This window comes from Salinimicrobium terrae DSM 17865, from assembly GCF_000424665.1.
Taxonomy (GTDB): Bacteria; Bacteroidota; Bacteroidia; order Flavobacteriales; family Flavobacteriaceae; genus Salinimicrobium; species Salinimicrobium terrae.
On record NZ_AUKI01000002.1, the window covers coordinates 93126 to 105170 of the forward strand.

Genomic DNA, 12045 nt, shown 5'->3' on the forward strand with positions numbered 1-12045 from the left:
TAATTTAGCCTGCTAATTAAACTTTCAAATATGGCATTTTTTAAAGATTTTAAAATCTTTCTTTTAAAAGGAGATATCATTGCTCTTGCTACGGCTGTAGTCGTAGGAGCAGCTTTTAATAAAATCGTTTCTTCTGTAGTAGCCGATATTATTATGCCTCTTATCGGTGTAATAATGGGAGGAGTCGATTTTTCAAATCAATTCATAGCTCTGGATGGAGAAAAATATGAAACTCTTGATGCTGCCCGGGAAGCTGAAGCCGCGATACTCACTTATGGTAATGTGATACAGGCCATCATTTACTTTATAATCGTGGCCTTTTTCATTTTCCTGGTGTTGCGTGCTTATGAAAAAACAAAAACCAAGAAAGAAGCTCCAAAAGTAACCGAACCCAAAGGACCTTCACAAGAGCAGTTGCTTACAGAAATAAGAGATGAATTAAGAAAAAGGAGTAGTTAAAAAATCTGGGCCTTTACCACCTTATAACCTTTTTTTCCTGCTATTCTTCTTTTTGATTTAAATTTGTATTAATAATCCTGAACGACACGTAGTAACCGCTACGCTACATATTTTAATTTTAAACCCCCGCCAAAAACGGGGGTCTTTTTTCCTGTTATCTCTCATTTTTAACATTCTGTGAAAAGTGGTTATAAAATGAAACCGGCGCAATTAATTTCATTTCATAATTCTTTTAATTATTAGCAGTACAATACATTTGCAGTGTTAAATGTATGATCTCAAAGATTTTGAAAGCTTAGAAGGTCTTAATTAAGAAATTTAAAATATGAAAGTAGCAGTAGTTGGTGCCACCGGAATGGTGGGACAAGTGATGTTAAAAGTACTTGCAGAAAGAAATTTTGAAATTACCGAATTATCACCGGTAGCTTCAGAAAGATCTGTAGGTAATAAGATCAACTTTAAAGATAAAGAATATGAGATAATAGGCCTGGAAGAGGCTGTCGCACAAAAGCCGGATATTGCCCTGTTTTCGGCAGGAGGGGAGACTTCGCTGGAATGGGCACCAAAATTTGCAGAAGCAGGCACAACGGTTATCGACAATTCTTCAGCATGGAGAATGCATCCCGATAAAAAGCTGGTAGTACCCGAAATAAATGCTTCAGAATTAACCAAAGAAGATAAAATTATTGCCAATCCAAACTGTTCCACCATCCAAATGGTGATGGCACTAGCACCTCTTCACGAAAAATATGGAATAACCAGGGTCGTTGTCTCCACCTACCAGTCTATCACGGGAACAGGAGTGAAAGCCGTGCAACAATTGGAAAACGAGTATAAAGGTGAGCAGGGGGAAATGGCCTATCCTTACCCAATTCACCGTAACGCTATCCCACAGTGTGATGTTTTTGAAGAGAATGGTTACACTAAAGAAGAAATGAAACTTACCAATGAGACCAAGAAAATTTTAAAGGATGATACGGTGGAGGTTACAGCAACTGCCATTCGTATTCCGGTAGTGGGTGGCCATAGCGAATCGGTTAATGTGACCTTTAAAAATGACTTTGACATTAATGAAGTCCGTAAATTACTAAAGGAGTTTCCAGGCGTTACCGTGCAGGATAATACAGATGTAAATACTTATCCTATGCCAATTTATGCCGAAGGTAAAGACGATGTTTTTGTTGGACGTCTACGGCGGGATCTTTCACAACCAAATTCTTTGAACATGTGGATCGTAGCCGATAACCTTCGCAAAGGCGCGGCAACCAATGCCGTACAAATTGCCGAATATTTGGTAGAAAATGATCTTGTATAGTTAAGAGGTGCCAAAAATGGCATTTTTGAAAGCTAATATTTTGAGGCTGCATATCCTGTGCAGCCTTTCTTAATGTGATTTTGCAGAAAAATACCTATTTTAGAACCTGTCTTAAATTACTGAAAAATGAAGAAAACTTTGATTACTGTACTTGCTGCCGGAGCATTGATCTCCTGCGGAAGTTCACAACAACAACAACAACCGGAACCACCCGTTCCGCCAACACCTGAAACCCCATCTACTGCATTGGAATATCCCGAAACCCGAAAAGGTAACACCGTAGACACTTATTTTGGAACCGAGGTAAAAGATCCTTACCGCTGGCTGGAAGACGACCGCAGCGCAGAGACTGAAGCGTGGGTAAAGGCACAAAATGAAGTTACTTTTGACTATTTGGATCAAATTCCGTTTAGAGATGAACTAAAACAAAGACTCACCGAACTCTGGAACTACGAGAAATTAAGTGCTCCAAACGAAGAAGGTGGTTGGATCTACTTCAGCAAGAATGACGGACTGCAAAACCAGAGCGTTATTTACCGTAAAAAATCTGAAGATGCAACGCCGGAAGTTTTTCTTGACCCCAACAAATTCAGTGATGACGGAACTACTTCTCTCGCCAGAATGAATTTTTCTGAAGACGGAAAAAAACTGGCCTACAGTATTTCTGAAGGCGGAAGCGACTGGAGAAAGGTGATCGTTATTGACACTGAAACAAAAGAGGTTACAGAAGATACTCTCGTAAATGTAAAGTTCAGCGGTCTATCCTGGAAAGGCAATGAAGGTTTTTACTATTCCAGCTATGATAAGCCCGAAGGAAGTGAACTTTCAGCAAAAACAGATCAGCACAAACTTTATTACCACGAGCTGGGAACTCCCCAAAGCCAGGATGAAGTGATCTTTGGTGCTACTCCCGAGCAAAAACATCGTTATGTGGGCGGAAATGTTTCTGAAGATAACCGCTACCTGTTTATTTCTGCCAGAAGCTCAACTTCAGGCGGAAAACTGTTTATGATGGACCTTACCGAAGATAATCCTACCATTGATACTATTGTGGGACATGAAAGGAATGAGAGCTACGTGATCGATAACCGGGACAGCAAGCTTTTTATTGTAACAAATATGGACGCGCCGAACAGAAAGATCATAACTGTTGATGCGGCCAATCCAACTCCCGAAAACTGGGAAGACCTTATTCCTGAAACTGAAAATGTGCTAAGTCCCTCAACCGGAGGTGGATATATTTTTGCAGAATACATGCAGGATGCGGTTTCAAACGTAAAGCAGTACGACTATGAGGGGCAGCTTGTGAGAGAAGTTGATCTACCGGGAATTGGAACTGTAGGCGGTTTTGGTGGTGAGAAAGAAGAACAAGATCTTTATTACCACTTCACTAACTACGTAACTCCTGGCAGCATTTATAAATTCAATGTCGAAAGTGGAGAATCTGAGTTGTACAACCGTCCCGATGTAAACTTCAATCCAGATAATTACATTAGTGAGCAGGTTTTTTATACCTCTAAAGACGGCACCAGGATCCCTATGATCATCACCTACAAAAAAGGAACTGAATTGGATGGGAAAAACCCGACAATTCTTTACGGTTACGGCGGATTTAATGTAAGCCTTACTCCTTCTTTTAGTATTGCCAATGCGGTATGGATGGAACAGGGAGGAATTTATGCTGTCCCAAATCTTCGCGGAGGCGGGGAATATGGAAAAGATTGGCATGATGCAGGTACAAAGATGCAGAAGCAAAACGTATTTGACGACTTTATTGCAGCCGCAGAGTATCTTATAGAAAACGATTACACTTCAAGAGATTATTTGGCTATTCGCGGAGGCTCAAACGGAGGTCTTCTGGTGGGTGCTGCTATGACTCAGCGGCCAGACCTTATGAAAGTAGCTTTACCGGCAGTAGGGGTACTGGATATGCTTCGCTACCACACCTTCACCGCAGGTGCAGGATGGGCTTACGACTATGGTACCGCCGAAGAAAGTGAAGCAATGTTTAATTACCTTAAAGGATACTCTCCGGTTCACAACGTAGAGAGCGGAGAAGAATATCCTGCCACATTGATCACTACGGGAGATCATGATGATCGCGTGGTCCCTGCTCACTCATTCAAGTTTGCTGCCGAGCTTCAAGATAAGCATGCGGGAGACGAGCCGGTGTTGATAAGAATTGAAACCAATGCAGGTCATGGCGCAGGAACTCCTGTGAGTAAAACTATTGAACAATACGCAGATATTTTTGGATTTACACTTTATAGTATGGGGTACGAAAGTCTTCCAAATGATGTAGAGTAATATTAAATACAGATATCTAACCTTTTCAAAAAGCCTTCTCACGAAGGCTTTTTGTTTTTAATGACGTAAATTTACTATTCAACTTAAAATATATGCTTAAGGTTAAAAACCTTTCTTTTGCCTACGAAGAAAAGCCGGTTTTAAAGAACCTGAGCTTCGGGATTGAAAAAGGGGAAAATATTTCTATTATAGGTGCTAGTGGCTGTGGGAAAAGTACACTCCTCCAGTCGATTTACGGCCTCCATCACGTAAACGGAAAAATTTTTTGGGGTGATAAACAGTTACTGGGACCAAATTTCAATATAGTTCCGGGGGAGGATTTCATAAAATATCTCACTCAGGATTTTGATCTTATGCCACCCTTAAGTGTAGCCGAAAATATAGGCAAATACCTCTCCAACGCCTACCCGCGTAAAAAGCAACAACGGGTTAATGAGTTGCTGGAACTGGTAGAAATGCGGGAACTAGCCCGAGTAAAAGCCAAATTTTTAAGTGGAGGGCAGCAACAGCGAGTGGCACTTGCCAGGGCTTTAGCTAATCCTCCCGAAGTTTTGCTGCTGGATGAACCTTTTAGCCATATTGATCACTTTAGGAAAAATAAGCTGCGAAGAAACCTTTTTTCATACCTTAAAAGAACAGGTGTGACAGTGTTAGTGGCAACCCATGATAGCACAGATGCTCTTGCATTTGCCGACAGAACAATGGTAATGAAAGCAGGTAAGATTGTAGCATTGGGACCGCCGCAGGAGCTTTATAACAATCCTAAAAATGTTTATGTAGCTTCTCTTTTTAGCGAAGTAAACGAGCTGCCGGTATCCCTGTTCTTACAAAATTATCCGGCGCGTAAAAAAGTTATTTTCTATCCTAATGAAGTGAAAATTATAGATTCGGGCATGTACAAATCAGTTGTTAGGAAATGCTTTTTTAAAGGCAGTCATTTCCTAATTGAAGTAGAAATGGATGGGCAGCAAATTCTACTGGAAAACCCAACAGAATTGAGATTCGGGAAAACAATTCACCTGGATTTTAATCCGAATCTACTTGAAAAGAGAATCAGGTAATTAAAACACTTTCTGAATCATAATCTCCCGGCCATTAAAGTTCACGACATCCCCTGCCGTTTTCCCAGTCAAAACCTTAGAAATAGGGGCACTCGCTCCTACGGCAAAATACTTCTCTCCATTCACAATTAATTCTCCAGCGGGAATGGAAATAAAATAATTTGCAACCGGGGTTTTTACAACACTTCCAAAAGTTACCTTTTCATCTATTCTCCCCGAAGGAATTGCCCGTACTGTTTTCTGCAGCTTTTTAAAACCCTCGGATTGTCCGGCAATTTTTTCAAATTCAAGGTGCAACATAGCTCTGTCGGTTTCATATTTGTCGCCCATGGAGCACTTGGTTTCCAGTTTTAAAGCAGCTTCAAGATCTTTTATCCCTAATTCCATCTTATTAATCCTCGTGGTGACATATTCTGTACAAGCTTCCAAAAGTTGGTGTTTTATTTCTAATTCCCTCATCTTACTTAATTTTAAACCCCTACAATCTTCCAACAAGACCGGCTGGAATTCTGGATTAATTGCCCACAGTCAGCCGAAAAATAAAAAAAGAGCCTAATCATAATTTAGACTCTTCTGCTTTAGCTAAAGTATCAATAGATTTTTTTAAAATCTCCTTCCAACGGTCAATCCTAATCTGGGATAGACAGGATCTATTTCATCTGGACTTAAAAAGTTTCTTCCCGCTCCTCCAAATACTTCAAAAACCCATCCACTTTCAGTCATAAACTTAGCGCCAACAGCAAGGCCTAAACCTGCACCCACTTCATTAGTTACTGTTTCTTCATAATAATAGTCTTCATAATACGAATACTCATAATAATCGCCCCCATAGATAGCGGCATTACCTTCAACAAAAAATCCGGATGCAGGTTTATCCCCGAAATAAACCCTGTAATAAGGAATGGCCATAAAATCGATACCAAAAACTTCATCTACAGAAAAAGCAACAGAAAGACCTAACGCTGATTCCTCATCTAAAACGCGTTCATAAGAAAGTTCGGGAAAACCTAGGAGCAAGTAAAAGGCATTCACTTTTAATTCGTTCTTACCCGTATAAAACCTTTCTGGCTGTTTATCGGTTACTTCTTCAGCTTCCTGAGCATATCCACTGAAATTAAAACTCAATAAAACCAATAGTAATAGTAATATTCTTCTCATTGATTTGTTGTTAAATGATGTTTTTATAGGTCGACAAATATAACTTTTAATTGAAATTCTCAAATTAAATTTGGAGAATACTACTAATTCTACAATTTTAATTCTCCAAGATTCCTCATTTGCCTCACGATCCAGGCTTGTCTTCCCTGAATATAACTACTGGCCGGGTTAGCTCTATATTGTCTTGGATTAGGAAGAATAGCTGCAATAGCTGCTGCCTCGTATGAAGTAAGGTTCTCTGCACTTTTGTTAAACCAGGCTTCTGCTGCCGCCTCGGCACCATATACACTCTGCCCCATTTCAATGCTGTTGAGATATACCTCCAGGATGCGTTCTTTACTCCACAACAATTCAATCCAAAAAGTGAAATAAACTTCCATACCCTTCCTGAACCAGCTACGCTGCGGCCACAAAAAAACATTTTTTGCTGTTTGCTGAGAAATTGTACTCGCCCCTCTTACTCGCTTACCTTTCTTGTTATCCTCCATCGCCTTCTGAATAGCCTTATAGTCAAAGCCACTATGATGTAGAAAATTTTGATCCTCGCTGGCGATTACAGCAACCTTCAGGTTATCTGAAATTTCTTCCATAGGCACCCAATCGTGCCTGATTTCTTCTTCGGGATTTTCAAAATATCTAATAGCCATTAAAGGAGTAAAAGGTATTGGCACCCATTTGTAAATAATTACCATGAGAATACTAAAGAGAAATAAACCCAGTACAAGTTTCAGCAAAAGCCTGAAGAATTTTTTCATACTTAATCGATTAGCTCGGCAAGTTCTTTTCCTACGAGACTGCCAATTGCAATACCCATTCCGCCAAGCCGCACCCCGCAGAAAACATTTTTGGAAACCTTCTTAATTACCGGCTTTTTTTGATCTCCCATACCCATAATTCCGCTCCAGCGTCTTTCGATTTTAAAAGGTTTGCCCGGAATTATAACATTTTTCAGAAGTGCTTCAAGCCGCTGCTGAATTAGAGTCGTGAGGGCAAGTTCTGTAGTTTCTTCTCCTTTTAAATTGAGATTTCTTCCGCCCCCCAATAAAATTCTATTATTGATATTTCTGAAATAAAAGAAACCCTTGTCCATGTGAAAAGTACCTTTTACATGCAAATCTGGAATTGGTGAGGTGATCAACACCTGCGCCCTGGCAGGTTTGACCTCGGGTATTCCCAGTTGTGAAGCAAAACCATTGGTGGCTATAAGTAAATTACCTGTGTGGAAGCTAAAATGTTCTGTCTCTACCTCTACAGAATCATGCCCCTGAACAAAACCGTTTACAGTGACCGAATTTAGAATCTTAACTCCGGCTGCCTGCACCTTTTGTAGTAATGCAGTCATCATTTTACCGGTATCCAGCTGCCCTTCAAATTTATTGAATATCAATTGGTCCTTTACCTTTCCAAAGTCAAATTTATTATTCGTAATGCTGAAAACATCCTCTCCAAAAATGGGATTTAAAAGGTTGTTTATTTTTGCCATTTTCGAGAGACAAGAATTATAAAAATTCTCTTCTGCTGCTGTGAACAGTTCATATCCGCCATTCACCTGAAGGTCTATATTTTCACTTCCCAAATTTTCTTTGAGTAGATTAAGCCCCTGAATTCGCTTCCTCACCAATGCCACCATTTCCTCCTCGGAATGTTGCTCGAGATCATCCAGAATTTCACCAAGGCTGCCAAAACAGACAAATCCGGCATTTTTAGTACTCGCTCCGTTGGGAAGAAGACCTCTTTCCAGAACTACAATCTTAGCTTTTGGATAACGGGTTTTTAGTTGCAGGGCACAGTTGAGACCGGTGATTCCGCTGCCAACTATTGTAAAGTCTATACTTGAGAACCAGGAATCATGCTCCCAATAGGAAAAGCTCATAAAAATTGCATTTTGACGCTAAAGTTATTCTTTTTTTGCCTCTTCGGGCTTCTCCCTGTAAAGTTTGAGGGGTACAAGAGCCCCACCTTGTCTAAGAGAGCCGGAAAGACCTTTATCTGTAAGTTTTCCTTTAAAGTGAAAACCTCCTGCTTTAGGCGCCTTTACCTCCAGTATACGATCATTATATGTTATAGACTCCACAGGTATATCATAAGCATTTTGCGCAGGACTGTCCAGGGTGGTTATATACCCATCGTGGGTTTCAGAAATATGAAAAACAATTCCCATATTGCGATCCTGCACCTTTAAATTTCCGTACCAATCTCCTGTAATATCCTGGGCAACAAGGGGTATGCTTATGAACAATAGAAATAAGGCAGTAAATAATTTCCGCATAATATTGAATTTATGAACTGTTGAAATGCTGTGTCGGCTACAGCCTGAACCAAATTTTCCTCTTAAGGTAATAATTTATTTATAAACCACTGAAGTATAACATATGGCATAAACATGAAGAAGAACATGTAATCCTGTTATTTCAACTTTTGAGCTGATGAAAGATAAAAAAGCCCCTTAGAAAAGGGGCTTGGAAAGTTATTCTATGGGCTTCATTTTGAAGGTTTCCATAAATTTGGTTGTATAATTCCCTGCAACATAATCGGGTTCGTCCATCAACTGCCTGTGAAACGGAATTGTTGTTTTCACTCCTTCAATCACAAACTCGTCCAATGCCCGTCTCATCTTGCTTATCGCTTCTTCCCGGGTTTGGGCAGTAGTGATCAACTTCGCAATCATCGAGTCGTAGTTTGGGGGAATTATATACCCGCTGTAAACGTGGGTGTCAATTCTTACTCCATGTCCTCCCGGTGCATGGAGATTCGTGATCTTTCCGGGAGAAGGCCTAAAATCGTGGTAAGGATCTTCAGCATTAATCCGGCATTCAATAGAGTGCAGTTGCGGTGTATAATTCTTTCCTGAAATTGGTACTCCTGCAGCAACCAGGATTTGCTCTCTTATAAGATCATAATCGATCACCTGCTCGGTGATTGGATGCTCCACCTGGATTCGGGTGTTCATTTCCATAAAATAGAAATTCCTGTGCTTGTCTACAAGAAATTCCACAGTCCCTGCACCCTCATATTGAATAAACTCGGCTGCTTTTACGGCAGCATCACCCATCTGTTTTCTGAGTTTATCGGTCATAAAAGGAGATGGCGTTTCTTCAGTAAGCTTCTGGTGACGGCGCTGAACTGAACAATCTCTTTCTGAAAGGTGACATGCTTTTCCCGAGCTGTCTCCCACTATCTGGATTTCAATATGACGTGGCTCTTCAATGAGTTTTTCCATGTACATTCCGTCATTCCCAAAAGCGGCACCGGCTTCCTGACGGGCAGATTCCCAGGCTTTGCGCAGCTCTTCCTTCTTCCAAACGGCACGCATTCCCTTACCTCCACCACCGGCAGTAGCTTTAAGCATTACAGGATAACCCATATCTCCTGCAATCTTTTCGGCCTCTTCGTAAGATTCCAGAATCCCTTCAGAACCGGGAACACAAGGTACTCCTGCTGCCCTCATAGTAGCCTTGGCAGTAGCCTTGTCCCCCATCTTCTCGATCATCTCCGGACTGGCACCTATAAATTTTATTTGATGTTCGGCACAAATCTTTGAAAATTTTGCATTTTCAGAAAGAAATCCATATCCGGGATGAATAGCATCTGCATTGGTAATTTCTGCAGCTGCAATTATATTGGACATTTTTAAATAGGAAAGGTTACTTGGAGGAGGGCCAATACAAACGGCTTCATCGGCAAAACGAACGTGCAGACTTTCTGCATCGGCAGTGGAATACACCGCCACGGTTTTTATGCCCATCTCCCTACAGGTGCGAATAACGCGCAAGGCGATCTCTCCCCTGTTGGCAATCAATATTTTTTTAAACATACCTGTATAGTTTTGGCTGTAGGGTAAAACCTTACAGCTGTTATGAAGGATCTACTATGAAAAGAGGTTGATCGAATTCTACAGGTGAAGAATCATCCACAAGTACTTTTATGATCTTACCAGAAACTTCACTTTCAATCTCGTTGAAAAGCTTCATAGCTTCGATCACACAAAGCACATCTCCTACCTTTACCGAGTCTCCTACTTCTACGAAAGGACCTTTGTCCGGGGATGGCTTCCTATAGAAGGTTCCGATAATTGGAGATTTAATAGTGATATATCCTTTGTCATCATCTTCCCCGCCGGTATCACCGCTGCCAGGTGAAGTTCCTTCTTGCTGTTGCTGTGCCGGCGCCTGCTGTTGCTGTACCGGTTGGTGCATTTGCGATGCAGCCTGCATTGGTACCTGCTGTAAAATTGTGGTTTCCTTATCCTCAGATCCGGTTTTGATGGTGATCTTTACATCATCCATTTCCAGCTTTACTTCACTGGCTCCAGACTTGGCCACGAATTTGATTAGATTCTGAATTTCTTTTAAATCCATAATATTTAATGTTGGGTGTTTTTAAGAATTATAAGCCCATTTAAGGTAAACTGAGCCCCATGTAAAGCCTCCTCCAAATGAAGCAAAAATAAGATTATCTCCTTTTTTAAACTGTTTTTCAAAGTCGCTCAATAACAACGGTAAGGTAGCAGATGTTGTATTACCATATCGCTGAATGTTCATAAGTACTTTTGCATCGTCAAGGCCCATACGGCCAGAAGTTGCATCTATAATACGACGGTTGGCCTGGTGCGGCACCAGCCAGTCTACATCTTCATTGGATAAGTTATTGCGCTCCATGATCTTTGCACTCACTTCGGCCATGTTCGTCACGGCAAACTTGAAGACGGTTTTACCATCCTGATAAACATAATGTTGTTTATCGGCAACCGTTTGTGCTGTTGGAGGAATTAAAGATCCACCCGCCGAGATTTTTAAAAATTCTCTTCCGGTCCCATCACTTCTAAGAATCTCATCCTGCATTCCCAGCCCTTCTTCATTAGCTTCAAAAAGCACTGCGCCTGCACCGTCACCAAAAATGATACAAGTAGTTCTGTCTGTATAATCCAATATAGAAGACATTTTATCTGCCCCAATTACCAGTACTTTTTTATACTTTCCTGATTCAATGAAGGCAGCAGCAGTTGACATACCATATAAAAAGCCGGAACATGCGGCCTGTAAATCATATGCGAAAGCATTCACGGCTCCAATCTCTGTAGCCACATAAACTCCTGTCGCTGCTACAGGTAAATCTGGAGTTACTGTTGCAAGTATTACGAGATCAATTTCTGCAGGATCAACATTAGATTTTTCAATGAGGTCCTGTGCTGCTTTTTTGGCAAGAAAAGAAGTTCCTTTATCAGAGTCCTTAAGAATGCGCCGTTCTTTGATCCCGGTTCTGGAAGTAATCCATTCATCATTGGTATCGACCATAGTCTCAAGGATCTTATTGGTCAATACGAATTCGGGTACATACGCGCCTACAGCTGTAATCGCTGCTGTTCTTTTATTCATAAAATAGCTTTTGTGCCTCTGTATTAAAATTAGTATTCTGTATAGTAGTAAATTACTAAATCTTCAAAATACAGCGGTGCAAATTAAGGTGTTTTTAGGGATCAATCTCAAAAGTTGTGGAGGAATTGAAGTAAAGCTAGATATTTGCAGAAAAACTAGAGGTGGATAATTACCTGGATTTACTTAAGCTTGTATTGCCGCAATTCCTTGTAGAGCATTTTGATTTGATAAGAAGTAGAAAAGAAAAAGAAGTACTTCACCTTTACTTTGAGGAACGCAATACTCCTCCTCAGGAACATTCCTCAAAACTTTTAGTGTCTAAAGGATTCCATAAAGAAGTTACTATTCAGGATTTTCCCTTGCGAGGTAA

At 40.6% G+C, this 12045-nt stretch carries 13 protein-coding genes; 5 read left to right on the top strand and 8 right to left on the bottom strand.

Going from position 1 to position 12045, the window contains the following annotated elements; all coding sequences use genetic code 11:
- Positions 1 to 30 precede the first annotated feature (30 nt).
- From mscL to H148_RS0101015, 4 genes are all read left to right on the top strand, one after another.
- The gene (gene mscL, locus H148_RS0101000; RefSeq protein WP_029033126.1) at positions 31 to 459 is read left to right on the top strand and encodes a large conductance mechanosensitive channel protein MscL; all 429 of its coding nucleotides are present in this window, start codon (positions 31 to 33) and stop codon (positions 457 to 459) included.
- 325 nt (positions 460 to 784) lie between these two features.
- A complete protein-coding gene (locus H148_RS0101005) occupies positions 785 to 1774 on the top strand; it encodes an aspartate-semialdehyde dehydrogenase (protein ID WP_029033127.1) in 990 nt (329 codons plus the stop codon).
- A 126-nt stretch (positions 1775 to 1900) separates the two neighbouring features.
- Positions 1901 to 4081 (top strand): prolyl oligopeptidase family serine peptidase, encoded by a 2181-nt coding sequence (locus H148_RS0101010; RefSeq protein WP_029033128.1) that lies wholly within the window; start codon positions 1901 to 1903, stop codon positions 4079 to 4081.
- Between the two features lie 92 nt (positions 4082 to 4173).
- Complete coding sequence (locus tag H148_RS0101015; protein ID WP_029033129.1) at positions 4174 to 5142, top strand: ABC transporter ATP-binding protein; 969 nt, start codon at positions 4174 to 4176, stop codon at positions 5140 to 5142.
- On the opposite strand, the gene H148_RS0101020 is transcribed toward H148_RS0101015, so the two are convergent.
- The 8 genes from H148_RS0101020 to H148_RS0101055 form a co-directional block, all read right to left on the bottom strand.
- Complete coding sequence (locus H148_RS0101020; RefSeq protein WP_037324458.1) at positions 5143 to 5601, bottom strand: hypothetical protein; 459 nt, start codon at positions 5599 to 5601, stop codon at positions 5143 to 5145.
- Between the two features lie 144 nt (positions 5602 to 5745).
- Positions 5746 to 6300 carry a DUF3575 domain-containing protein gene (locus tag H148_RS0101025; RefSeq protein WP_156877177.1) on the bottom strand — a complete coding sequence of 185 codons (555 nt, stop codon included), beginning with the start codon at positions 6298 to 6300 and terminating at the stop codon, positions 5746 to 5748.
- 89 nt (positions 6301 to 6389) lie between these two features.
- Positions 6390 to 7055, bottom strand: a complete 666-nt coding sequence (gene mtgA / locus H148_RS0101030; protein WP_029033132.1) for a monofunctional biosynthetic peptidoglycan transglycosylase — start codon at positions 7053 to 7055, stop codon at positions 6390 to 6392.
- Positions 7056 to 7057: 2 nt separating this feature from the next.
- The gene (locus H148_RS0101035) at positions 7058 to 8173 is read right to left on the bottom strand and encodes an NAD(P)/FAD-dependent oxidoreductase (protein ID WP_029033133.1); all 1116 of its coding nucleotides are present in this window, start codon (positions 8171 to 8173) and stop codon (positions 7058 to 7060) included.
- Positions 8174 to 8197: 24 nt separating this feature from the next.
- Complete coding sequence (locus H148_RS0101040) at positions 8198 to 8569, bottom strand: hypothetical protein (protein ID WP_156877178.1); 372 nt, start codon at positions 8567 to 8569, stop codon at positions 8198 to 8200.
- A gap of 198 nt (positions 8570 to 8767) precedes the next feature.
- Positions 8768 to 10114 carry an acetyl-CoA carboxylase biotin carboxylase subunit gene (gene accC, locus H148_RS0101045; protein ID WP_029033135.1) on the bottom strand — a complete coding sequence of 449 codons (1347 nt, stop codon included), beginning with the start codon at positions 10112 to 10114 and terminating at the stop codon, positions 8768 to 8770.
- Positions 10115 to 10154: 40 nt separating this feature from the next.
- Positions 10155 to 10658 (bottom strand): acetyl-CoA carboxylase biotin carboxyl carrier protein, encoded by a 504-nt coding sequence (gene accB / locus H148_RS0101050; protein WP_029033136.1) that lies wholly within the window; start codon positions 10656 to 10658, stop codon positions 10155 to 10157.
- 21 nt (positions 10659 to 10679) lie between these two features.
- Positions 10680 to 11675, bottom strand: coding sequence for a beta-ketoacyl-ACP synthase III (locus H148_RS0101055; RefSeq protein WP_029033137.1), 996 nt, complete (start codon positions 11673 to 11675; stop codon positions 10680 to 10682).
- A 161-nt stretch (positions 11676 to 11836) separates the two neighbouring features.
- Between H148_RS0101055 and H148_RS0101060 the strand changes: the two genes are divergently transcribed.
- Positions 11837 to 12045, top strand: a 209-nt coding sequence (locus H148_RS0101060) for an ISAon1 family transposase N-terminal region protein (RefSeq protein WP_029033138.1), incomplete at its 3' end; no start/stop codon positions are given.